The organism is Paraperlucidibaca wandonensis (genome assembly GCF_042677145.1).
GTDB classification, from domain to species: Bacteria; Pseudomonadota; Gammaproteobacteria; order Pseudomonadales; family Moraxellaceae; genus Perlucidibaca; species Perlucidibaca wandonensis.
On sequence record NZ_JBHTIT010000001.1, the window covers coordinates 1,599,728 to 1,623,797 of the forward strand.

Here is a 24,070-nt window from a genome sequence, read left to right on the forward strand (position 1 = left end):
CAATGAAACGCTTTTTTGCCCTGCTCGACGCCCTGAGACAAACACCTCTGCGCACGCCACTCGCGCTCATCCTTGGCGCGCTCATGCCCTTCGGCCTTGCGCCTTACAACGCGTGGCCCGTGGCACTTTTGGCACTCGCACTGCTTGCCAATTTGCTCGAGCAAAGTAGCGCGCGTCGTAGCGCTTGGCTGCACTATATGTTCGGCGCGGGCTTATGGCTGCACGGCAGCAGCTGGCTATTAGTATCGATGCACGACTACGGCAACACCAGTTGGCCAGTCTCACTGCTCATGCTTGCTGTGGTTGCACTGGTGATGGCGTTGCTCTTTGTCCCCGGTGGCTGGCTGTATGGCCGCCTAAAGCTCTGGCGCTTGAATTGGCTGGCACTTCCGGCGCTACTGGTGCTGGGCGAATGGCTGCGCTCATGGCTACTGACCGGCTTCCCCTGGCTGATGACAGGCTACGGCTTTATCGATACGCCGTTGTCGGGCTGGGCACCGCTCATGGGCATCTATGGCGTGAGCTTGGCCGCCGGCATCAGTGCCGTGGCTTTGCTCAGCATCTTGCGTCATGGCAAGGCCGCGCCTGGCGCCATTATCGCGATCGCTCTGACATGGTTGGTTGGCGGATTACTCGCCCCCATCAGCTGGACCACAATCAATAAAGAAGCGCCAGTTAGCGTTAGCTTGGTACAGGGCAATATTCCACAAGAGTCGAAATGGGCTTTGGAATGGCGCGACAAAACCACCGCTATTTATCAAGATTTATCGAAAAGCGAATGGGGTCGCGACTTAGTCATTTGGCCTGAAGCAGCCATCCCGCAATTTGCTCATGAAGCCAGAGACCTATTGGCTGATCTTGATTATGAAGCGATAAAAGCTGGCAGCGCCTTTGTTACCGGCATTCCCTACGCAACATGGAACAATGATCGCACCGAGATATTGTTTTACAACAGCATCATGGCATCGGGCGATGGCCTAGGCATTTATCACAAGCAGCAGCTAGTGCCGATTGGCGAATACATTCCCTTTGAAAAATGGATTCGCGGCACTATTCCATTCTTTGATTTGCCCATGTCTAGCTTCACTTGGGGCCCCGCCGAGCAAGGGCCGTTGCTAATCAAAGGCCGCACGCTAGCGCCGTTTATTTGCTACGAAATTGCCTATCCATCGTTGGTGCAGCGCTTATCGAACGTGGATTATTTAGTCACGGTGAGCAATGACGGCTGGTTCGGCCATTCGATAGGCCCGGCGCAACACTTTCAGATGGTGCGGATGCGCGCGAAAGAAACCGGTCGCTATATTGTACGCGCCACCAATAATGGCGTGACGGCATTCATCGACCCACAAGGCCATGTCGTCAGCCAAGCGCCGTCATTTACACGCACCGTATTACGTGGCGAAATTTATCCCGCGCATGGCCTCACGCCATGGCAGCGCACCGGCGTCTGGCCAGTGCTATTGCTCTGTGTTTTGCTATTACTGGTTAGCTGGCAACGCAGTGTTCGCCTAGGCCGTAGCAGCGATAAGACAGGCCAGTAATCGCTGCTCACGCAGAGCCCAATCCAGATCGATTGGGCTTATTATTTCCACGCGACTGTCGCTGCGGTATTCACTCGAGCGAATAGCTAAATCCAGCGCTGTAGCGTTAAAAAATATCCAGCCTTTATCGGTATGAAACACACCCTTCACGCGCTCGGCGTCGCGCCATGACATCAGCTCAGTAAGCAACTCATCGTGGCAAAAACACCAGCTTGCCGGCAATATCCAGCCACCAATGAAGTGGCCTTGAGCTGGCTCATGGTAGTGATACGGCGGAAGCTTGGCCTGTGCGGCTTGTTCAGCACTTACGCCATCTAAGCGAGGGCTGAGCGCTACAATAACTGGCGCATGTAGCAGACTGCGACGCTGCTGCTTTGGCGGCTTCGCTGCCACCGATAAAGCCTCAATACACGACGACTCAGGCTCAACAAATGCCACCAGAGCCTTCGCTGGCGATAGCTCAGCAGCAAACTCATTGGCGGTTATTCGCTCAGCATCACTGAGCACATCGGCTTTGCTAAATAGCAGCACATCGGCCACCGCTACTTGCGCAATAAACGTCTCATGCTCGCGCACTCTGGCATCGTTAAGCATGCGCGCATCGAGCACACAAACACTCGCCGCCAAGCTCAAGTATGGTTGCCAGTGCGCCTCCTGTAGCGTCTCAATAATCTGCGTTGGGTGGCCTAAGCCCGTCGGCTCAATGATCAGGCGATCAATATCGCCGCGACTGGTTATTTTCCCCAGCGCCAGTTGCAGTGGCATATTTTGCAAGCAGCAAATACAGCCACCAGCGACTTCTTGAATAAATACATCGTCGCCTGCCCAAGCTGTTTGGTCGATGCCGATCTGACCAAATTCATTGACCAAAATTGCCCAGCGTTCATCGACTGGCTTCTCGGCCATCCAGCGCGAAATCAAGGTGGTTTTACCAGCGCCTAAAAAGCCGGTGACTAGATGCACTGAAAGCTTTTTCGCAGGCGCGGCCTTAAAGCTCATGCCTTGAGCGCCGGCGTTTGGCTCAGCGGAGTTTGTGGGTAAAGTCATGTAAAGTTCACCGATTCTGTCTGGTCTACGCTTCTGTTCAGCACTCGCCATAGGCACAATGCCTGCAGCCACACTAGACTTAAAAATCGATGATGACACAGGGATGCCTGCGATGAATATTTTGATCACCGGCGGCACAGGATTTATTGGCGCTCAACTCGTACCTGTATTAGTCGGTGCACCCGATCAAGCTCAAGGCGACCACCTAACATTGCTGACCCGCCAGCCCGAAAAAATGGCGAAGCATTATGCCGCTTGGGCCGACACTGGCCGCCTGCGCTTTGTTTCCTCACTCGATGCGCTAGCGCGTGATGAAGCCTTCGATGCCGTCATCAATCTTGCCGGCGAAGGCATCGCTGATAAGCCTTGGACTACTCAAAGGAAGCTCGAACTACATGCCAGCCGCGTGCTGCTTACCGAGTCACTTGGCGATTGGCTACGCCGCGCTAAGCACAAGCCCAATGTGCTTATTTCAGGCTCTGCTGTTGGATGGTATGGCAGCCAAGGCGAGCGTATTTTAGATGAAGAATCGTCTGCCGAAAGCGGCGACTACACCCATCATCTTTGCCGCGACTGGGAAGCCGCCGCGCTTGCCGCCGCGCCAGCAAACGCGCGCGTATGCACTTTGCGCTTAGGCGTCGTTATAGGCCCAGGCGGCGGTATGTTGCGCCGCTTATTGCCAGTGTTTGGCTTAGGCTTGGGAGGCGTTTTGGGCAATGGCGAACAGTATTTGTCCTGGGTGTCGCGCAGCGATGTGGTCCAAGTGGTTTTACGCATGCTCACCGATCGTTCATTACACGGCGTGTTTAACCTTACCGCACCCGCGCCAGTGAGCAATGCCGAATTCACTCGCACATTAGCCCGATTATTGCGTCGCCCAGCATTTTTACGCGTGCCCGCCAGCGTGCTGAAACTAGGCCTTGGTGAGATGTCCACTCTCTTGCTCGATGGCCAACGCGTCATGCCTAGCCGCTTACTAAGCGCCGACTATCGCTTCCTTCATAGCACGCTAGAAGATGCCCTACGCTCGGCGCTCTCAAGAAACGACAGCTCAAGAGATAACGATTAATGAAACGGGTCACTTGGCAAAATGCACTGGGGCTGCTTGCGCTTAGCATCGGAATTAGCTCAGCACAGGCAAGCACAGTCGCCACGACCGCCTGCCCAGACATTAGCCAAGACACTCAACTCACACTCGCACGCTATGTTGAGCGCAGTCTCTGCGCCAACCTCGACACCCGCGCTGCATGGCAACGTGTGCAAACTCAACGTGCACAAGTTGGCGCTGCCAACTCAGGCTATTATCCCAGCTTAAATATTAGTGCCAGCAGCAGCCGTGATTTTGGCGACCGCGTAGCCGGCACTGACCCAGATCAACGCACATTGAGCGCCAATGCGAGCTGGCTACTTTATGATTTTGGCGGCCGCGAAGCGGATGTCTCACAAGCCAAAAACACCCTTGCCAGTCTTCAAGCCAGTGCCGATGCCAGCATCCATAGCCTCGCGGCACAAGCGGTTACCGCATGGTTTAACCGTCTTGCGGCCGAGGCCAGCTTCGCTAGCGCGAAATCTTCATTAGCTGCCGCAAAAGAGACTGCCGAAGCCGCTGAAAAGCGCATTAAAGTTGGCGTTGGAACACGCGAAGATACGCTGCAAGCGCAAACTGCTTTGGCTCAAGCAGAGTTGGTGCTCATCCAGCGTGAAGGCGAACTTGCCGCCAGCAATGGTCAGCTAGCCGTGCTCGCCAACTACCCCGCCAATACGGCCCTTACACCGCAGACCACCCTGCCCGATCCAAGCCAACTCAGCGCACCGCCTGCGCTTGCAGTATTGATGCAACTGGCCGATGAACGCCGGCCAGAACGTATCGCGCAGGAGCAGCAAGTCGCCGCTGCTGAGTCATCACTAGATCAATTAGCTGCGCAACGCCTGCCGCGCATTAGCCTCAACGCCAGTGCTGGCGATAGCCGAAATAGCTTTGGCCAGCGCGACTCCGGCCAAGTCGCTGTAACTGCAACCTTGCCACTGTTTACCGGCTTTCAGCAGCGCTATCAGGAACGTGGTGCGCAAAGCCAAATTGATCAACAAACGCTTGAGCTCGATCGCATTCGCCAGCAAGTCGGCCTTGATGTCTGGCTGGCATGGCAGCAAGTCAATACCGCTCGTTCGCGCATCGATGCAACCGACAGCTTGCTGGCATCGGCAGCCGAATCTAGCCGTGCCGCCCTAGCGCGCTACCGAGCCGGCCTAGGCAATGTGCTCAATGTCTTAACCGCTCAAAGCACCCTCGCCGATGCTCGCCAACAACAAGCCCGCGCCCGCTTCGACTGGGCCAGCGCACGCGTTCAACTCGCGCGCGCCGCCGGCCTACTCACCGCCTCACCCGATGCTGCATTTCAGGATATCCAACCATGACCGCCTCTCGTCTCCGCTGGCTTGCCATCCTCGGCCTTATTGTTATCGCTGCCCTCATCATGCGCAGCTGCTTTAGCGGCAGCGATGCCCCGCGCTACGAATTCGCCAGTGTCGATCGTGGCGACATTGCCCAAACCGTGTCGGCCAATGGCCAGCTCAGTCCTGTCACGCTAGTCTCCGTTGGCACCCAAGTCTCCGGCATCGTCACCTCCTATACCGCCGACTTCAACGACAAGGTCAGTGCTGGCCAAGTGCTGATGCGCCTCGATGACTCGCTGCTGCAAGCTCAACTTACACAGTCGCGCGCCAACCTAAGCAGCACACAGGCCGGCTTAGCACTGGCTAATGCAAATTGGCGGCGCATCGGCCCCTTAGCCAGCGAAGGCTTTGCTTCCACACAAGAAGTTGATCAAGCCCGCCAAGCCTTAGCTGAAGCGAAGGCCCGCGTGGCGCAGGCGCAAGCACAGGTGCAACGCGATCAAGTCAATTTGAGCTACGCCGTAATTCGATCACCAGTTGCTGGCGTGGTTGTGTCACGCGCCGTCGATGTTGGCCAGACCGTTACCGCGAGCTTTCAAACACCTGAGCTTTATAAAATCGCTCAAGACTTACGCCAAATGAACATCGACGCCTATTTCACCGAGTCTGATATTGGCGGCATACACGTGGGTCAAAGCGCAAAATTTCGTGTCGATGCTTATCCAAATAAGCGCTTCGTTGGCGAGGTCGTGCAAGTCCGTCTGAACCCATTAACCGAGCAAAATGTGGTGACTTATGCCGTCATCATTCGTGTTGATAACGCCGATGGTCAGCTCCTGCCGGGCATGACGGCTTACGTCACTATCGACACTTTAGAGCGCAAAAATATCTTACGTGTGCCAACAGCCGCGCTGCGTTTTCGACCACCAGAAGATGCCAAACTGGCGCCTATCGAGGAGGAAGCCGAAACGCAAAGCAAGCCTAGTGTAAAAGCTAAGGCCGGCCAAAAAGGCACCGTCTGGCAGCAGACAGCTGATGGCTTAAAACCATTCAGTGTGACACTGGGCATTACCGATCGCCGCTTTACTGAAGTGCTCGGTGACAAGTCAGCACTAAAGGTGGATGACAAAGTAGTCATCGAGCAAGTTTTATCGGCAGAAGAAGTGGCCAGTAAAGGCATGAAGTTTCGGATGAGAGACTAATGGCCAGCGTCATTGAGCTCAAACAAATCGTTAAGGATTACCCTAGTGGCGTTGGTCCAGTGCGAATTTTGCACGGCATCGATTTGACCATTGAGAGCGGCGAATTCGTTGCCATCATGGGGCCATCTGGCTCGGGAAAATCAACCCTGATGAATATCTTAGGTTGTCTCGATAGTGCCAGCGGCGGCGACTTCACCTTGGCCAGTGAACAAGTCAATACGCTCAATGACGATCAACTTGCCGACTTACGCAACCGTACCATCGGCTTTGTTTTTCAGGGCTTTAACCTGCTGCCGCGCTCCAGCCTGCTCGACAATGTTGCTCTGCCTTTGACCTATGCTGGCGTGGCAAAAGCTGAGCGCGAACAGCGCGCCAGTGACATGCTTGCGCGCGTCGGTTTGGGCCAACGCACACAAGCCTTGCCTAGTGAAATTTCTGGCGGTCAGCAGCAGCGCGTGGCCATTGCCCGCGCATTGGTAAATCGCCCAGCCTTGATCTTGGCCGATGAGCCCACCGGCAACCTAGACACACAAACCAGTGCGGAAATCATGGCGCTGTTTGGCCAGCTTAACCGCGAAGAAGGCATCACCTTAGTTTTAGTCACACACGAGCCCGATATTGCTGCTCACGCGCAACGCTTGGTGCGCTTAGTCGATGGCCATAAAGAGTTTGATGGGCCGGCGAGTGAGGGCTTGAAGCCGGCACCTATAGCTGGAAGCAGCACAGCCACATCAGGAGCCGCGCCATGTGGTGGCTAATGCTCCGCGAGGCTTTACTGGCACTGAAAGCTAACCGCCTACGCAGCTTTCTCACTATGCTCGGCATGATTATCGGTGTCGGTGCGGTCATCGCCATGCTCGCCATCGGCCAAGGCGTGCAAACCCGCGTCAATGATTCGATCAAAAGCATGGGCTCAAATCTATTCATCATTTTACCTGGCGCCACTAGTGCCAATGGCGTGCGCAGCGGTTATGGCAGCGCGCCCAGCCTCACCGTCAATGACGCTAGCGCCTTACGCGAGATAACAGGCGTTGCCTCCGCCGCACCGGTCGTGCAATCCAGCTCGCAAGTCATTTATGGCGCGCAAAACTGGAACACTTATGTCGTAGGCTCCAACGCCGACTATTTTACATTGCGCGACTGGACCGTCACTTCTGGCTACGCCTTTGATCAACCCGAAATACAATCGGCTGCGCAAGTCGCCGTGATCGGCAAAAAGGTCGCTAGCAATTTGTTTGGCAATGAAGACCCGATTGGCGAAACCCTGCGCATTCGAAACCTACCATTCCAAGTTATCGGCGTGCTTGGCAGCAAAGGCCAAAGCCTCGACGGCCGTGACCAAGACGACACCATCGTCATTCCTATCACTACCGCGCAGCGCAAGCTTTTTGGCAACCGCTTTCGCAACTCGGTGCGCATGATCATGGTGCAAGCGACTAGTGAGGAAGCGATGCCACGCGTCGAGCGTGATCTGCGCATTAATCTACGTCAGCGTCATCGCCTCAGTAACGACGCTGAAGATGACTTCACTCTGCAAAACCTGACAGCTCTAGCCAATACTGCCGCCGAAACCACGGCTATTTTATCGCTACTACTGGGCGCTATTGCCGGTATCTCGCTGCTGGTAGGCGGCATCGGCATCATGAATATCATGTTGGTCTCAGTCACTGAGCGCACACGTGAAATCGGCATTCGCATGGCCATCGGCGCGCGGCCAAATGCTATCCGCCTGCAGTTTCTGCTAGAGGCCGTGGTGATTTCATTGGTTGGCTGCATTATTGGCGTCGCCGTTGGCATCGGCATCGCCTTAAGCGTGGCGCTGATCTTCGATTTGCTAGTGATTGTCACGCTCAGCTCATTGCTGCTAGCTTTCGGGGTTGCCGGCGCAATTGGCATTTTCTTCGGCTATTACCCCGCCAATCGCGCAGCAAAGTTACGGCCTATTGAAGCATTACGTTTTCAATGAACGACGAGTGCATCGCGAGCCAGCCCCAACCATTCGTGCAAGGCTCGCCGCGTCTCGAGCAATGAGCTGTGCTGCGGCGTATAGCAAATAATTGGTCGGCATTCTGCGCCCTCGGTAGTGAAGCCAGTTGGTGCCGCCAGCACCTGAAAGCCCACGTGCTCAAACAAAGCCTGTGCCCGCGGCAAATGCGAGGCATGACTGACCAAGACAATGCGTTTAATGCCCAGTGGCGACAGCATGGCCCAGCTCAGCTCAGCATTCTCTTCCGTGGTGCGCGACAACCGCTCCTGCCAGCGCACGGGCACGCGAAAATCCTCCAATAATGACTGCGCCATCAAGCTCGCCTCATCATCGGCCTTGCCCAAGGGCGAACCACCGGTAACAAGAATCGGCAATTTCGTTGCGCGCTCAACACGGGCGGCATAGCGCAGGCGCGTTAGCATTTCACTGCTCATCACATCGGCACCAGCAAACTCTGGCGCGGCGTCATAACGGCCACCGCCGAGTACAACAATGGCCTGATAGCCGGCGCTGGGTATCTGCGCCAGATCATTCAATGCCGACACGCGCTGCTCCAATGGATGCGAGATGGCATAGGCCCCAACTGGCGTGGCTAACGCGTAATTAAGCACAATCGCCAGCAACGCCACTGCCGTTGCACTGATGCGCCAACCTCGCCAGGCCAGCAATAACGCCAGCAAACCCATCCAGCAGAGCAAGGCCGGTGGCAACAGTAGCGCATGAATAATTTGAGTCATCGGCATCGGTCATTCCCAGTTAGATCGGCCCACAAGCTGCCGCTGCTATACCGCGGCCAGAGCGCATAGCGTATCCTATGGCGCATTTCGCGTAATTCGATGAGTTTTATATTTATGCAAGAACAGTATTTGCCGCAGATCCTTGAAGCCGCCGCCCGAGCCGAGTGGGAAGCCACAAACGCACACATCGCCGACGATAACGACACGCGCCCTAAATACTATTGCTTATCGATGTTTCCCTACCCTAGCGGCAAGCTGCACATGGGCCACGTGCGCAACTACACCATCGGCGATGTACTGAGCCGCTTCAAGCGCTTAAATGGCTTCAATGTCATGCAACCAATGGGCTGGGACGCTTTCGGCCTGCCCGCTGAAAACGCCGCGATGAACAATTCCGTGGCGCCAGCGAAATGGACTTACGCCAATATCGAATACATGAAAACCCAGCTTAAATCCTTAGGGCTGGCCATCGATTGGTCGCGTGAAATCGCCACCTGCAAGCCAGACTATTACCGCTGGGAACAATGGCTATTTACCCGCCTATTTGAAAAAGGCGTGATTTATAAAAAGTCGGGCAGTGTGAACTGGGACCCTATCGACCAAACCGTGCTTGCCAATGAGCAAGTCATTGATGGTCGCGGCTGGCGCTCCGGCGCACTGGTCGAAAAACGCGAAATCCCCATGTATTACTTCGGCATCACGCAATACGCCGAGCAATTATTGCAAGACCTTGACCAGCTCGATGGCTGGCCTGAGCAGGTCAAAACCATGCAACGCAATTGGATCGGCAAAAGCTTCGGCGCCGATATCAGCTTCGATTACGACGAGCTCAGCATTGGCATCAATGGCCAACTCAAGGTCTACACCACCCGCCCCGACACACTCATGGGCGCGACCTATGTTGCCGTAGCTGGCGAGCATCCATTGGCGCAACGTGCGGCGCTGAACAATCCTGAACTCGCTGCTTTTATTGCTGAATGCAAAGCTGGTTCAGTCGCCGAAGCCGACATGGCGACGATGGAGAAAAAGGGCATGGCCACTGGCCAGTTCGTTATCCATCCTCTCAATGGCCGCAAACTGCCGGTCTATGTCGCCAACTATGTACTCTGGGGCTATGGCGAAGGCGCGGTGATGGCCGTGCCCGCTCATGACGAACGCGACTTTGCTTTTGCCAATAAATACGCGCTGCCGATTCTGTCGGTCTACGCCACGGCCGACGGCGTTTTTGACGCCAGCAACTGGCAAGACTGGTATGGCCAAAAATCCGGTCTCACCAGCATCAATAGCGAAAAATACAATGGCCTGAGCGTGACCGAGGCCTTTGATGCCATCGTTGCCGATTTAGAAGCCAACGGCCATGGCGCGCGCAAAACCCAATTCCGCCTCCGCGATTGGGGCATCTCGCGCCAACGCTATTGGGGCTGTCCAATCCCCATCATTCACTGCGCAAGCTGTGGCGATGTGCCGGTGCCCGAAGATCAGCTGCCGGTAGTGCTGCCTGAGGATGTAGTGCCCGATGGCGCTGGCTCACCGCTTGCGCGCATGCCCGAGTTTTACGAGACCACTTGCCCAAGCTGTGGCGCGGCGGCTAAACGCGAAACCGACACCATGGACACGTTCGTGGAGTCATCGTGGTATTACGCGCGCTATGCCTCACCGCAAAGCACAACGGCCATGGTCGAACCAGCCGCCGGCAAACAATGGCTGCCAGTCGATCAATACATCGGCGGCATCGAACACGCCATTTTGCACCTGCTCTACGCGCGCTTTTTCCATAAACTCATGCGCGATGAAGGCTTGCTCGCTGGCGATGAGCCATTCAAGCGTTTGCTGACTCAGGGCATGGTCATTGCCGACACGTTTTATCGTGAAGCTGACAATGGCAAAAAAGACTGGATCAACCCTGCCGATGTGCAACTCACGCACGACGACAAAGGCCGCATTACCGGCGCCACACTGACTGCCGATGGCCAGCCCGTGGTTCACGGTGGCATGGAAAAAATGTCGAAGTCGAAAAACAACGGCGTCGATCCGCAAGCCATGATTGACCAGTTTGGTGCCGACACCTCACGCGTATTCATGATGTTTGCCGCGCCGCCAGACCAGTCACTGGAATGGTCGGACACCGGTGTTGAAGGCGCTAACCGCTTCCTAAAACGCCTGTGGCGCATTGTTCATGAACACGTATCGCAAGGCACACCTGGCGCCTTAGACATTGCCGCACTAAGCCGCGATGACAAGGCGCTACGCCGCAAGCTGCACGAGACCATCGCCAAAGTAAGCGATGACTACGAGCGCCGCCAAACCTTCAACACCGCCATCGCCGCTGTGATGGAGCTACTCAACGCGCTGCCAAAAGCACCCATTGCCAATGCCAATACGCACAGCCTAGTTCGCGAAGCCTTGCTTGCCGCCGTCACCTTGCTATCGCCGATTGCACCGCATATTGGTCATACGCTTTTGCAGGCGCTTGGTCTAGCTGGTGGCTTGAGCGATGCTCACTGGCCACAGGTCGATGCCATCGCGCTGACCCGTGATAGTCTGACGCTAATGATTCAGGTAAATGGCAAATTGCGCGGCCAAATCGACGTTGCGCCCGATGCTAGCCAAGCCGATATCGAAGCCGCTGCATTGGCAAATGATGATGCGCAACGAGCAATGGCAGGCGCGACGGTGAAAAAAATCATTGTGGTGAAGCAAAAATTGGTCAATATCGTTGTTTAACGTACAGGCAGCACACAGGAGTTTTGCCATGCCCCGTTTGGGACAGATTGCCCTTGTTGCACTTATTGCACTCGGCTTAAGCGCCTGCGGCTTTGCACTGCGCGGCAGCTACACGCTACCAAGCATCATCAGCCCCATTGGCGTGGTTGGCGAAGACAGCACCACACAACGCGACCTGATTGCCGGCATTCAGCGTGCCGGTGGCGTCATCAGCGAAGCTGCTCCACTGCGCCTGCACTTAACCGCCGAGCGCATCACGCGACAAACCACGAGCATCGACTCGCGCGCGAAGGCCGCTGAATACACTTTGTTTTTCGAGCTTGAATACCAACTACGCTATGCCAGCGGTGTGCCCGCCACACCGAATCGCGTGATTCGCTTACGCCGTACGTATCAGTTCGATAACACGCGCATTGTTGGCAAGTACGAGGAAGAAAACACTCTCATCGATGATTTACGCCAGCAAGCTGTGGCGCAGATCATGACTCAGCTCACACGCTTAACGGCCGATGATCTCAGCCCTGAAGGTGATATTCCAGACACTCCAGACACTGCGAAAGCTAGTCCAGAGTCGACCAGTTTTACTAAAACAAGCCCCGATGCAACTACGCCCTGAGCAACTAGCCCGTCACCTTGAGTCACCGCTTGCCGCGCTATACCTCATCAATGGCGATGAGCCATTACTGGTGCAAGAAGCGGCTGATGGCATTCGCGCCGCGGCCATAAAGCAAGGCTATGACGAGCGCATTCGCCACGATGTCGACCGCAGCTTTAACTGGTCTGATGTGTTGGCCGACGCGCAAGCTTTATCCCTGTTTGCCCAGCGCCGCCTGATGGAGTTGCGCTTCAACAATAAGCCAGACGCCGCTGCCACTCAGGCACTTTGCGCCTTAGCCGCACAACCGCCAGAAGACACGGTGCTACTGATTTTACTGCCGAAGATCGACGGCAAAGCTCAGAAAGCGAAATGGTATAGCGAAGTAGAAGGCGCTGGAGTTGGTGTCTCGCTGTATAACATCGACGCCAATGAATTGCCGAAATGGCTGACGGCACGCGCCAAAGGCTTGGGCCTGAGCCTGCCTGCCGATGCCTTACAGCTCATTGTTGATCGCACCGAAGGCAACCTACTTGCCGCCGCGCAAACGCTAGAAAAACTCAAGCTCCTGCACCCAGATACCGCACCAAGCGTGGAAGATGTTGCCGCCGTGGTCAGCGACAGCGCACGCTATTCGGTGTTCGATTTAGCCGATGCCGTACTCAATGGCGACGCCACACGTACCGCACGCTTAGTGCTGGGCTTGCAAGCCGAAGGCGTAGCAGAGTCCATCGTGCTTTGGGCCTTACAGAAAGACTTGCGCGGGCTCACCTTAATTGCCGAGCAAATGCACAGCAGCGACCAACGCCAAGCCTCTTCACAACTACTCACGCAACAAGGCTTTTGGTCACGCCGCCAAGGTCCGGCACAAAATGCATTGCGCCGCCTAAGCCTGCCGCGCTTACAACGCATGAGCAGCGGCATCATCGACATTGATCGCGCGATTAAAGGTCAGTCGCCTGATCGTGCTTGGGATGGCTTATTACGCCTTGCCATGGCCATGGCCGGCCGCCCACTTTTTACCGGCTAAATGCCCTTGGAATCCGCAATGAACTTACTCGATATTTTAGCCAACGTAACAAACACCGGCGCTACCATTCCTGATGGCTGGGGCCAAGGCCGCGCGACTTATGGCGGCCTAGTGGCAGCGCTTATGCAAACCCATCTGGAAAAAACCACCTTGCAGGGTCGACCACTGCGCAGCGCCAGCATTCATTTTATTGGCCCCGCTGCGCCTGGCGAAGTTCAATTTAATAGTGAACTTATTCGTAGCGGAAAATCATCGCTACAAGCGCAATGCCGGATGCTGCAAGACGGCAAAACCGTAGCAATGCTAACGGCCACGTGTGGTGAAGCTCGCGCATCAGAAATTATTGTTCCCCGCAGCATCGCACCCAGAGTTGCTGCTCCAGAAACTGGCCAGGCCATGCCCGATCTGCCCGGCTTAGTGCCTGATTTTACTCGACGATTTGATTTTCGCTGGGTTAGCGGCGGCCTACCATTTACCAGCAGCAAAACGGCCAATGTCAGCGGCTGGGTATGCCTAAAAGAAAGCCTGCCCGAAGGCACTTTGCTCACGCCAGCGATCATCATGGCCTATGTTGATGCGTGGCCACCAACAACGCTGCAAATGTTCACGCGCCCCGCGCCAATCAGCACCATGACATGGACGCTAGATTGCGAAGTGTTGGCAGAATCTATCGCGGCCGATGGCTGGTGGCAGTACGAAGCGCAAACGCTGAGTTGTGGCGATGGCTACACGGTGGCGCGCTCACAGCTGTGGTCGGCATCGGGGCAGTTAGTGGCAAGTTCGCAGCAACATGTGGCGGGGTTTCTTTAAGCACGGAGTAAGGCGCGCGGCTAAATCAATGCATTTCGTTAGCGATCAAACGCGCCAATACACGATCACCAGCAAGCAACTCTAAATAGCTGCCGACCACGCGATAAGCTGTGGTGCGGCGCAAAACCTCAATCCAAGTAGTTTCTAGCGCTTGCGCCATTGGATTCATGCAGGCGCGACGCGTAATCATCACAGCATCGAAATTGAGTGCACTGTCGTCGCTACGATATTGGCTGCGTAAAATATTACAGCCGGTATGCCCCGAGACCTTGCCATCATCGTGAAGACGTAGCGCCAAGGTCGCCGCCATTGGGTCAGCCTTGATAGGCTCATTAGCAATCGCGAGCACCCGCCAAGGCGTATCGCGCAATGGCAAACTCGGCGCAGCAGCCCCTATGCCACAGTCCTCGCCAGGCCAAAAGCGCAGCACTCGCGGAACTGTTACTTGCCAAACTGATGCATTCTCTGAGCCTTCATCGCTCGTTGCTAGGCGTGCACTAAACACACCAATCACGCTAGCAAGTACTGGGGCGCTACCGGTCTCGTTAACCAGCTTTTGCGCTACTCGATACTGCTTAATGACGCTTGCTGGCAGGCCGTCAATTACTGTCATTTCACGGCCGGTTAAGCATTCGCTAAAGCGCAGTTGCGTATCATCCACACTAAGCTTGCCAAGCAAACGCATTGGCCCAGCGACTGGATCTAAACCTTTTTCTCGGGTCAGCACATAGTCGCGAATGGAGCGAATATCAGCGCCCGAGGCATCTAGCTGCCGTAGCTCACCACCATGCTGCAAGCGGAATTGGCGCAGGGTCTCGCTACCGCCACGAAGGATGAGCCGCGACTCATCGCCGCTTAAGCGTGACCATTGACCAATATCATAAAAAGACTCTCGACCACGACGACGCTGATTGGCCGGATATTCATCGCGTAAATGAAAGCTGCCATCGGCAAATAAGGTTAGTGTTTGCTGATGCGGCACACAGCCCGGACAAGTGACATCCCCGGACCAGGTGGCCGGTAAATTAGGGATGGGCGCTGGCGCGCTGTGATACGGCCATAAGCTGCACGCACCTAGCCATAAGGGCAAGGCACAAAGCCAACTGAGACGCAGCCACTGAGTAGTTATTGAAATGCGCATCATGGTTGTGAAAGTCCCACGCGCGTGCGCTATTGTAAAGCCCGAATGCCAGCGCCTAATGAACTTCGCTATACTCTGGGCAACTGAGGAGAATAAAGCTCAATGGATATTTCCGCCTATATGTCGCAACTTGGCGCCCAAGCACGCAGCGCATCGCGCATTATTGCTCGCGCCAACACACAAACTAAAAATGCCGCGCTGCAAGCAATTCATGACGCCATGGTCGCGCATCGCAGCAAAATCATTGCTGCCAACACTTGCGATGTCGATGCTGGCCGCGCCAATGATCTTGACCCTGCTCTGCTCGACCGCTTACAGCTCAATGATGAGCGTTTCGACGGCATGCTCGAAGGCCTGCGCCAAGTCATCGCGCTACCCGACCCCATTGGCGAAATGACCGACTTCACCTATCGGCCATCAGGCATTCAGCTCGGCAAAATGCGCGTGCCACTCGGCGTCATTGGCATCATTTATGAGTCACGCCCCAACGTCACACTAGAAGCGGCCTCGCTCTGCCTAAAGTCGGGCAATGCCGCGATTTTGCGCGGCGGCAGCGAAGCCCTACACAGCAACCAAGCCATTGCCATGGCCATTAGTGCCGGTCTCGTTAATGCTGGCCTGCCCGCAAGCGTAGTACAGGTCGTTGAAACCACCGATCGTGCCGCCGTTGGCGCCTTAATTACCGATAGCGAACATGTCGATGTCATCGTGCCACGCGGTGGCAAAGGCCTGATTGAGCGCATCACACGAGAAGCGCGCGTGCCAGTGATCAAACACCTCGACGGCAACTGCCATGTCTTTATTGATCGTGACGCCGACCAAGCCAAAGCAGGCCGCATTGCGCTAAACGCGAAAACGCACCGCTATGGCGTCTGCAATGCCATGGAAACACTGCTAATCGACGCACCAATTGCCGCCAAACTGCTGCCTGCACTGGCTGATGCCTTCAACAGCAAAGGCGTTGAACTACGCGGCTGTGAAAAAACCTGCGCCATTTTACCCACTATTTTGGCCGCTACCGAAGCCGATTGGTTCACTGAGTATTTAGCGCCCGTATTAGCCATTAAAGTCGTTAATGATCTTAGTGAAGCGATTGATCACATTAACCATTACGGCTCGCACCACACCGATGTCATCGTGACTGAGCATTATAGCCGTGGCCGCCGATTCTTGGCAGAAGTCGACTCTAGCTCGGTAATGATCAATGCTTCAACGCGCTTTGCCGATGGCTTTGAGTACGGCTTGGGCGCTGAAATCGGTATTTCTACCGATAAAATTCACGCCCGAGGCCCAGTTGGCTTGGAAGGCCTAACCTCGCAAAAATGGATCGTGTTTGGCGACGGCCAAATACGCCAATAAGCGCATTAGCCACTCCATGCAGCTGCTCTTTGGCGGCTCCTTTGACCCCGTACATCGCGGCCACGTTGATACCGCATGCGCAGCACAAGCACTGCTTGGCGCGGAAACGGTGCATTGGCTGCCAACGCCTGGCTCGCCGTTAAAGTCGAGCACTGGCGCCACGCCATCACAGCGTGCAGACATGCTACGCCTGCAGCTAAACGCGAGCGCCGAGCCAAGCTGGTACTTTAGCGATGATGAGCTCAGCCAAGCACCGCCGATCTACACTATCGACACCCTAAGGCGTTGGCGACAGCGTATTGGCTCGGCAACGCCATTGGCTTTTCTCATCGGTGCCGATAGCCTGCATAGCTTGCCGCGCTGGCGCGATTGGCAAAATCTCACCGATCTAGCTCATATTGTTATCGCAACGCGGCCTGGCATTACACTCGATTGGCCAGATACGGTGAAAATATGGCTAAAAAGTCACCATCAGAGTGATGCCAAGCTGTTACAATCGCGCCCCTTTGGCGCTGTGCTGAGACTCGATACCCCCGCAAGGGATATCTCAAGCACGGAACTACGCCAACGCATCGGTAATAATTTACCGACTGATGACTGGCTTGCCACGCCAGTACGCGACTACATTGCTAACCACGGGCTTTACCGTGCTACGGAGACACCAGCAAGCTCATGAATGCTCTTGACGACGATACACAACGATTACAAGACGCCGCGCTCAACGCCTTGGCCGATATGAAAGCACAGCAGATCACTACGCTCGACGTGCGCCCACTAACTAGCATGACCGACACCATGATCATCGCTAGCGGCACTTCGACGCGCCATGTCCGCGCTATTGCCGATGAAGTTCAGGTCAAGGCCAAAGCCGCTGGATTCCCACCCATCGGCATTGAAGGCGATCGTGAAGGCGAATGGGTTCTTATCGATCTCGCCGGCGTGATTGTCCACGTCATGCTGCCCGCCACTCGCGTGTTCTATGACCTTGAGCGTCTCTGGACAGCTCAGGGCGCCAGCACATCTAGCGTTTAACGCTAGGCCATCGCGATGAAAATCAGACTCATCGCGGTGGGCACGCGCATGCCCGACTGGGTTAGCACGGGCTATCACGAATTTTCCAAACGCTTAAACGATGATGTGCGCCTTGAACTCGTTGAGATCGCGGCGGGCAAGCGTGGAAAATCGGTTGATATCGCGCGCCTAACCGAGAAAGAAGGCGAAGCGCAGCTAGCTGCAGTCGCGAACAATGATCGCGTCATCGCCCTCGAAGTTCATGGCAAGCCGTGGAGCACTGAGGATTTATCGCAAAAACTCAGACAATGGTTGGCTGAAGGTCGTAATATCAGCCTACTCGTGGGCGGCCCTGAAGGGTTATCGGCTGATGCCTCGGCACGCGCTGATGAGCAATGGTCATTGTCGCCGCTAACGCTGCCACACCCATTAGTGCGCGTGCTCCTTGCCGAACAGATTTATCGCGCATGGACACTGCTAAAGGGACATCCCTACCACCGCTAAGCCGTGCGCGGACGTTACCTAAAACCGTCGCCCAATAAATTATTGTTGTGTCCATGAAACCAGATCACAATACGCCGCAAGAACGCATGACCATGAAAAACCAACTCGCTGAAGTTGGCTTATTTAAAGGTCGTGCCGCTGTTGCTGGCGGCTTTATTGTTTTCGCCTTCACGCTACTGGTTTTACGCTACGGTTGGCTGCAACTAATGCAGCACGAAACCTATGTCACGCAGTCTGAAAACAACCGTATTCATCTCGAGGCTATCGCTCCGCCACGCGGCTTTATTTATGACCGCAATGGCGTGTTACTTGCCGATAATCGCCCTATTTTCGCCCTCGTTATTAATCGCCAGCAAGTCAGCGACCTAGACGAAACGATTAAAAGACTCGTACCCGTTATCAATCTCATGCCAGAAGAGATTGAGCGTTTTAAAAAGCGCCTGCGCGTGTCTCGCCGCTATGAGCTAGTACCAATTCGCTCGCGCTTAAGCGAAGAAGACTTAGCCAGTTTCACAGAGAAACGCTATTTATTTCCAGGTGTTAGCGCAGAAAACGATATTTCTCGTTACTACCCGCAAGGCGAGCTATTTGCCCATGTCTTGGGTTATGTCTCGCGCATTTCTGAACAAGATCAAAAAAACTTAGATGCCACCGCCTATGCTGGCACCAACTTGATCGGCAAGCTTGGCATCGAGAAGTATTACGAGTCGGTGCTGCACGGAAAAGTTGGTTATCAACACGTTGAAACCAACGCTTTTGGCCGTCAAATTCGCGTACTAAAACGCACACCACCGCAGCGCGGCACGGACTTAAAGCTCAGCCTAGATATCCAGCTACAGCAACTCGCCCATGAGCAGCTCGCTGGCCGCCGTGGCGCCATTGTTGCCTTAGACCCACGAGATGGCTCGGTGCTCGCCTTCGTCAGCAACCCAGGCTTCGACCCCAACTTATTTGTCGGCGGCATCCCATCGTCGCTCTATAACGGCCTGCGCGACCATATCGATCGCCCGCTGTATAACCGCGCTTTACAGGGCGTCTACCCACCCGGCTCTACCATCAAACCATTCGAGGCCCTGGGTGGGCTGCATTACGGCCTAGTCGATTGGGACTACACCATCAGCGATCCCGGATACTTCATGTTGCCGGGCGTGAATCACCGCTTTCGTGACTGGAAAAAGCAAGGCCATGGCAGAGTCAATATGGTCACATCCATAGAGCAGTCTTGCGACACTTATTACTACCAACTATCCGACCGTATGGGCGTAGACCGCTTTCACGATTGGATGGCCGAATTCGGTTTTGGCAAAGAAACCGGCATCGATCTGGTCAACGAGCGCACCGGCACTCTGCCCTCGGTGGCGTGGAAACGTAAGCGCCTAAACGCACCGTGGTATCGCGGCGAAATGATGTCGGTGGGCATTGGCCAAGGCTACTTCACCGCTACGCCGCTGCAAATTGCCCTAGCCACAGCCATTGTCGCCAACGGCGGCCATCGCATACGACCACATGTTTTGCGCAGCAGCAGCGACCCCACATTCCAGCCTGATCTGCCCAAGCCCGATCTAATTCCATACAACGGCCAGCCCGAAGACTGGGACAAAATGCACTTTGCCATGCGCGAGGTTATACACGGCGCACGCGGCACGGCAAGTCGTTTGCGTATTGGCCTCGAAGGCTATGACATCGCAGGCAAAACGGGCACCGCGCAGGTCAAAGGCATTAAACAAGGCGAGCGTTATGACGAATCCAAGCTTGATGAGCGCCACTATGATCACGCCTGGTTTATGGGCTTTGCTCCAGTGACAAACCCTGTCATTGCAGTTGCCGTCTTAGTGGAAAATGGTAAGCATGGTAGTTCAACGGCTGCGCCGATTGCGCGAGTGCTATTTGATTACGAGATTAACCGCACGCTGCCACCACCGCCGAAGGTAGTTCCAGAGGATGCTGGCGAATGAATACGCCTCAGCAGCGCTATGCTCGCACCACCAGTAATACTGGCGCTGACTTTCAGCGGCGCATCGATATTTGGGGCCTACTACGCCTAGACCCCGTGCTGACATCGCTGCTCATTGCCGCCTCCTTACTCGGCCTCATCGCGCTCTATAGCGCCAGTGGTGCCGACCTCACCATGACACTGAAACAAGCCAGCAGTTTTGTGCTGGGCTTTGGTGTCATGCTGATTTTTGCGCGCATTACACCTAATAGTTATGCCTATATCTCACCTTGGCTTTATGGCCTTAGCAGCATCCTATTGGTTGCTGTCGTTTTTATCGGCGAAGTGCGTATGGGCGCGCAGCGCTGGATCGACATCCCCGGCGTCACTAGTGTCCAGCCATCCGAATTTCTCAAGCTCGCCATGCCGATGATGATCGCCTGGTATCTGTCCACACGCCCGATCCCCATTCGTTTTCGCGACCTGCTTGTCTGCATCGTGATGATCTTAGTACCCGTTGGCCTAATCGCCGAACAGCCCGACCTTGGCACCTCTATCTTGGTGTTTATGAGCGGCTTTTTTGTTCTATTTTTCGCCGGACTTTCTTGGCGTTTAATTGGCGGCATGGCAGCTCTAGCGGCAGCGGCGGCGCCAGTTGCCTGGACATTTCTTCACGACTATCAACGTCGTCGCGTCATCACGCTATTTGATCCAGAGTCAGACCCACTCGGCAATGGCTGGAATATTATTCAATCAAAAACCGCCATTGGCTCAGGCGGCCTTTCCGGCAAAGGCTGGCTTGATGGTACCCAATCACATCTGCACTTTCTGCCCGAAGGCCATACCGACTTCATCATCGCCGCCTTCTCGGAAGAGTTCGGATTTATCGGCGTGATTGTTCTACTAACTCTGTACTTAGCTATCCTTATTCGCGCCATACAAATTGCCACCAACGCGCAAACTTCGTATGGTCGGCTATTGGCTGGAGCCATCACGATGTCATTTTTTGTCTACGTCTTTGTCAACGCAGGCATGGTCAGCGGCATTCTACCTGTGGTGGGAGTCCCGTTACCGTTCATCAGTTACGGCGGCACAGCCATTATTACCTTGATGTCAGGCTTTGGCGTGCTGATGTCGATACAAGCGCATCGCAAGTTAATGGGCTAAACTTTTTTCTGGAGCATTCAGCATGACGCTACGATTTCCTTGGCGAGCGGCGGTCACCGCCCTTGCACTCAGCACCGGCGGCCACGCCATCGCAGGCGACTTTTCCAAATACGACGAACTCAATGACATGATTGAGACGCTCGAAGCGCAGCAAATCTATGCGCCCGGCGAACTGGCGAAACTGTTTGAAGATGTATCGCGCCAAGACAAAATTTTAGAACTGATTGCTCGTCCGGCAGAAAAAAGCCGTGAATGGAAAGATTACCGTCCGATCTTCATGCAAAGCTCGCGTGTCGATGCCGGCGTAGACTTCTGGGAGCAATACCAAGAACCACTTGCGCGTGCCGAAGCTCAGTTTGGCGTGCCCGCCAGCATGATTTTAGCGATCTTGGGTGTAGAAACTAAATTTGGCGGCAATAAAGGCGGCTACAAAGTCATCGAAGCCTTGGCCACACTAGGCTTCGACTATCCACCCCGCGCCAAGTTTTTCCGCAATGAACTGCGTGAGTTTCTCATTCTATCGAAGCAAAATGGCATCAATCCGCTTGAAGCCAAAGGCTCCTATGCCGGCGCAATGGGCTTTCCACAGTTCATGCCGTCGAGCTGGCGCCGTCTCGCTATCGACTTCGATGGTGATGGCCGTATCGACCTAATCAACAACCCTGTCGATGCCATCGGCTCCATTGCCAACTACTTCAAAGCCAATGGCTGGAAAGCTGGCGAACCCGTGACTGTGCGCGCAGCCATCCATGGCGATAACTATGATGATGCGACTAGCACCGACCTGAAAACCACATCGACCATTGCCGCTTTAGCTAAAGCCGGCATCACGCCGCGCCAAAAGCAGATTTTCCCCGCAAACACGCCAGTGTCTGGTTTACGTCTGCAGGGCGACAATGGCGGCGAGTTTTGGATAGGCTTTAACAACTTTTTTGTCATCACGCGTTATAACCGCAGTATCCTCTACGCAATGGCCACGCACCAATTGGCCGAAGAGATACAAGCGGCCCATGATAAGAAAACCGCAGATGCAAGCGCACGCACGCGTGCCATCAGTCACCTGCCCTAGGGCAAAGCGCTTTGGCCAGCACTTGTTTGCTGGCCAAAGTTGTTCGCTACTCCTCTGCTTACTGCTTGGCGTGACACTCTCACCAGCCAGCTACGCGGAAGAGGAAGAGGCAGCGCCGCAAGCAACACCTCAAGTAACGCCTCAATCAACACCACCGCCAGCCCCACAAGCAACGCCTGCCGCTAACCTCGGCGCGCCTAATTGGCAGCAATGGCAACTCGCAAGCGAATCCGCAGAAGCCATCGTCGATAACGAGGTCAATGACAGCGGCTTATTAATTGATGCCATTGCCGATGAGTCTGAAGCCGGCCTTAAACTCGACGAAGATGAGCTAGCCAGCTACGGCACGAGCGCTTCTTGGCTGCTACGCGGCGAACCCTATTTCATCGACACAATCGACCTTGGCCCACGCCAAGTCGGCATATCGTCATGGTATGGCCCAGGCTTTAATGGCCGCCGAACCGCCAGCGGTGAAATCTTCAATATGCATCAGCTCACTGCTGCACATCGCACGCTACCGCTGCCTAGTTATATCCGCGTCACCAACCTCAGCAATAACCGTGTTGTCATCGTTAAGGTAAATGATCGTGGCCCATATCACGGCAAACGCATGCTCGACCTGTCCTACGCGGCAGCGCAAGCCTTAGGCTTTAAAGGCGTGGCGAAAGTCAGCATTGAGCCTGTCGACCAAGGTCGAACCGGTCATTTGCGCAAAGGCAAAGCGCTCAACTCATCAGAGGTTTATCGCGTGCGTTTGGGTAACTTTCGCAATGCTGATCTTGCCCACGATTTGGAAAGTCGCCTGCTAACTATCATCCCAAAAGGCGTTGGCATTGATGTCATCAAAGAGCGCGACCCAGAGCAGGCTTACCGGGTCTCAGTTGGACCCATGCTGACTCGTGAGGAAGCTGAGTTAGTGATTCGAGGTTTGCGCGCACAGCGAGTCGGCTTGATGATGAATATCGCCATTCGCCCAAGCCCCGAAGAATAAGCCTTAGCTTTTTATGCGGCGCGGCAAATACGGCTGTGTCTTTCCAGTCTGCACAGTCTTCACCGCCACGCGTTGGTTCTTACCAAACAGCAAACGCAGCTGATACCAGCGCTCTAGCCAAAATGCATGATTTTCCGACGCCGGCCATGCGCGCTGAAAGAGAAACTTAGTCGATGCCACTGAGTCTGGTGAACGCGTTGCAATGCTCGCGGCCAACTCACGCGCCGCAAGCAATGGCTGTTCGTGAGTCTCTGTCACCAAACCCCACACCTTGCCCTGCTCGGCACTAAAGCATTCGGCCGTCATCGATAAGCGCTTGGCAATATCTATCGGCACTAAATCGCGCAGGCTCACAGTGCCCGACATATCTGGCACCAAACCCCATTTCGCCTCCATGATTGAGAGCTCGCAATCTGGCGTGGCAAGGCGGAAGTCGGCGGCTAAAGCGATTTGCATGCCCGCTCCATAGCAACGGCCATGCAATACCGCGATCACAGGCACGGCTAAACGACGCCAAACCCAAGCCACTTCCTGAAAATTATTGGTGTTGCGCCATAAAGGTCGTAAAAAGTGCCGCGCCATGTTTTGTGGCTTAGCCATAAAACTGGGAATGTTTAGGCCACTGCAAAAACTCGGGCCTTCGCCATGAATAATCACCGCCCGCAGGTTTTTATCGCGCGATAACTCGCGACCTGCAGCAATGAGCTCGGTAAGCGTATCGACGCTGACCGCGTTGTGCTTCTCCGCACGCGCCAAAATTACTTCAGCGATGTTGCCGTGTCGCTCAATCCGAATTGCCGCCATGGTTTATCTCAGCTCTAACTAATC

The 24,070-nt window shown here is 55.0% G+C and carries 21 protein-coding genes and 1 pseudogene; 18 read left to right on the forward strand and 4 right to left on the reverse strand.

What is annotated here, in order from left to right:
- Nucleotides 1-2 precede the first annotated feature (2 nt).
- On the forward strand, nucleotides 3-1,541 hold the full coding sequence (gene lnt / locus ACFQ0F_RS07545; protein ID WP_379070742.1) for an apolipoprotein N-acyltransferase: 1,539 nt from the start codon (nucleotides 3-5) through the stop codon (nucleotides 1,539-1,541).
- Here the strand turns inward: lnt and ACFQ0F_RS07550 are convergent.
- On the reverse strand, nucleotides 1,509-2,588 hold the full coding sequence (locus ACFQ0F_RS07550; RefSeq protein WP_379070745.1) for a CobW family GTP-binding protein: 1,080 nt from the start codon (nucleotides 2,586-2,588) through the stop codon (nucleotides 1,509-1,511). The two genes, lnt and ACFQ0F_RS07550, sit on opposite strands and share 33 nt — an antisense overlap.
- Nucleotides 2,589-2,700: 112 nt before the next feature.
- Here ACFQ0F_RS07550 and ACFQ0F_RS07555 point away from each other — a divergent pair, with 112 nt between their 5' ends.
- The 5 genes from ACFQ0F_RS07555 to ACFQ0F_RS07575 are packed head-to-tail and all read left to right on the forward strand — an operon-like array spanning nucleotide 2,701 to nucleotide 8,150.
- On the forward strand, nucleotides 2,701-3,657 hold the full coding sequence (locus tag ACFQ0F_RS07555; RefSeq protein WP_340675533.1) for a TIGR01777 family oxidoreductase: 957 nt from the start codon (nucleotides 2,701-2,703) through the stop codon (nucleotides 3,655-3,657).
- Complete coding sequence (locus ACFQ0F_RS07560) at nucleotides 3,657-5,003, forward strand: TolC family protein (protein ID WP_379070748.1); 1,347 nt, start codon at nucleotides 3,657-3,659, stop codon at nucleotides 5,001-5,003. Before ACFQ0F_RS07555 ends, ACFQ0F_RS07560 begins: the two co-directional genes overlap by 1 nt.
- Complete coding sequence (locus ACFQ0F_RS07565) at nucleotides 5,000-6,184, forward strand: efflux RND transporter periplasmic adaptor subunit (RefSeq protein ID WP_340675531.1); 1,185 nt, start codon at nucleotides 5,000-5,002, stop codon at nucleotides 6,182-6,184. Before ACFQ0F_RS07560 ends, ACFQ0F_RS07565 begins: the two co-directional genes overlap by 4 nt.
- Entirely contained in the window at nucleotides 6,184-6,942 is a 759-nt protein-coding gene (locus tag ACFQ0F_RS07570) for an ABC transporter ATP-binding protein (RefSeq protein WP_379070752.1), read from the forward strand. Before ACFQ0F_RS07565 ends, ACFQ0F_RS07570 begins: the two co-directional genes overlap by 1 nt.
- Nucleotides 6,930-8,150, forward strand: a complete 1,221-nt coding sequence (locus ACFQ0F_RS07575; protein ID WP_379070755.1) for an ABC transporter permease — start codon at nucleotides 6,930-6,932, stop codon at nucleotides 8,148-8,150. Before ACFQ0F_RS07570 ends, ACFQ0F_RS07575 begins: the two co-directional genes overlap by 13 nt.
- Here ACFQ0F_RS07575 and ACFQ0F_RS07580 read toward each other — a convergent pair.
- A complete protein-coding gene (locus ACFQ0F_RS07580) occupies nucleotides 8,144-8,914 on the reverse strand; it encodes a YdcF family protein (protein WP_379070758.1) in 771 nt (256 codons plus the stop codon). The genes ACFQ0F_RS07575 and ACFQ0F_RS07580 overlap by 7 nt on opposite strands.
- 93 nt (nucleotides 8,915-9,007) lie before the next feature.
- Here ACFQ0F_RS07580 and leuS point away from each other — a divergent pair, with 93 nt between their 5' ends.
- Genes leuS through ACFQ0F_RS07600 form a run of 4 tightly spaced genes read left to right on the forward strand, consistent with a single transcriptional unit; the run spans nucleotide 9,008 to nucleotide 14,067 of the window.
- Nucleotides 9,008-11,632 (forward strand): leucine--tRNA ligase, encoded by a 2,625-nt coding sequence (gene leuS / locus ACFQ0F_RS07585; protein ID WP_379070761.1) that lies wholly within the window; start codon nucleotides 9,008-9,010, stop codon nucleotides 11,630-11,632.
- 28 nt (nucleotides 11,633-11,660) lie between these two features.
- Nucleotides 11,661-12,248 carry an LPS-assembly lipoprotein LptE gene (locus tag ACFQ0F_RS07590; protein ID WP_379070764.1) on the forward strand — a complete coding sequence of 196 codons (588 nt, stop codon included), beginning with the start codon at nucleotides 11,661-11,663 and terminating at the stop codon, nucleotides 12,246-12,248.
- A complete protein-coding gene (gene holA / locus ACFQ0F_RS07595; protein ID WP_340675525.1) occupies nucleotides 12,232-13,257 on the forward strand; it encodes a DNA polymerase III subunit delta in 1,026 nt (341 codons plus the stop codon). The genes ACFQ0F_RS07590 and holA overlap by 17 nt, the downstream gene beginning before the upstream one ends.
- An 18-nt stretch (nucleotides 13,258-13,275) precedes the next feature.
- Nucleotides 13,276-14,067 (forward strand): acyl-CoA thioesterase, encoded by a 792-nt coding sequence (locus tag ACFQ0F_RS07600; RefSeq protein ID WP_379070767.1) that lies wholly within the window; start codon nucleotides 13,276-13,278, stop codon nucleotides 14,065-14,067.
- A gap of 25 nt (nucleotides 14,068-14,092) precedes the next feature.
- On the opposite strand, the gene ACFQ0F_RS07605 is transcribed toward ACFQ0F_RS07600, so the two are convergent.
- Complete coding sequence (locus ACFQ0F_RS07605; RefSeq protein ID WP_379070770.1) at nucleotides 14,093-15,157, reverse strand: META domain-containing protein; 1,065 nt, start codon at nucleotides 15,155-15,157, stop codon at nucleotides 14,093-14,095.
- A 153-nt stretch (nucleotides 15,158-15,310) separates the two neighbouring features.
- Between ACFQ0F_RS07605 and ACFQ0F_RS07610 the strand changes: the two genes are divergently transcribed.
- The 8 genes and pseudogenes from ACFQ0F_RS07610 to ACFQ0F_RS07645 all read left to right on the forward strand — a co-directional run.
- The gene (locus ACFQ0F_RS07610; RefSeq protein WP_340675522.1) at nucleotides 15,311-16,567 is read left to right on the forward strand and encodes a glutamate-5-semialdehyde dehydrogenase; all 1,257 of its coding nucleotides are present in this window, start codon (nucleotides 15,311-15,313) and stop codon (nucleotides 16,565-16,567) included.
- Nucleotides 16,542-17,243 carry a nicotinate-nucleotide adenylyltransferase gene (nadD, locus tag ACFQ0F_RS07615; protein WP_379070773.1) on the forward strand — a complete coding sequence of 234 codons (702 nt, stop codon included), beginning with the start codon at nucleotides 16,542-16,544 and terminating at the stop codon, nucleotides 17,241-17,243. Before ACFQ0F_RS07610 ends, nadD begins: the two co-directional genes overlap by 26 nt.
- A complete protein-coding gene (gene rsfS / locus ACFQ0F_RS07620; RefSeq protein WP_340675520.1) occupies nucleotides 17,240-17,599 on the forward strand; it encodes a ribosome silencing factor in 360 nt (119 codons plus the stop codon). Before nadD ends, rsfS begins: the two co-directional genes overlap by 4 nt.
- A 15-nt stretch (nucleotides 17,600-17,614) precedes the next feature.
- A complete protein-coding gene (gene rlmH / locus ACFQ0F_RS07625; RefSeq protein ID WP_340675519.1) occupies nucleotides 17,615-18,082 on the forward strand; it encodes a 23S rRNA (pseudouridine(1915)-N(3))-methyltransferase RlmH in 468 nt (155 codons plus the stop codon).
- Nucleotides 18,083-18,135: 53 nt separating this feature from the next.
- Nucleotides 18,136-20,037, forward strand: coding sequence for a penicillin-binding protein 2 (mrdA, locus tag ACFQ0F_RS07630; RefSeq protein ID WP_340675518.1), 1,902 nt, complete (start codon nucleotides 18,136-18,138; stop codon nucleotides 20,035-20,037).
- On the forward strand, nucleotides 20,034-21,182 hold the full coding sequence (gene rodA / locus ACFQ0F_RS07635) for a rod shape-determining protein RodA (RefSeq protein WP_340675517.1): 1,149 nt from the start codon (nucleotides 20,034-20,036) through the stop codon (nucleotides 21,180-21,182). Before mrdA ends, rodA begins: the two co-directional genes overlap by 4 nt.
- Nucleotides 21,183-21,204: 22 nt before the next feature.
- Nucleotides 21,205-22,251, forward strand: a complete 1,047-nt coding sequence (gene mltB, locus ACFQ0F_RS07640) for a lytic murein transglycosylase B (protein WP_379070779.1) — start codon at nucleotides 21,205-21,207, stop codon at nucleotides 22,249-22,251.
- 412 nt (nucleotides 22,252-22,663) lie between these two features.
- Nucleotides 22,664-23,242: pseudogene (locus tag ACFQ0F_RS07645) on the forward strand (septal ring lytic transglycosylase RlpA family protein); the annotation flags it as partial.
- Between the two features lie 3 nt (nucleotides 23,243-23,245).
- On the opposite strand, the gene ACFQ0F_RS07650 reads toward ACFQ0F_RS07645, so the two are convergent.
- Nucleotides 23,246-24,046: a crotonase/enoyl-CoA hydratase family protein gene (locus ACFQ0F_RS07650; protein WP_379070782.1), complete on the reverse strand. Its 801-nt coding sequence runs from the start codon at nucleotides 24,044-24,046 to the stop codon at nucleotides 23,246-23,248.
- Nucleotides 24,047-24,070 lie beyond the last annotated feature (24 nt).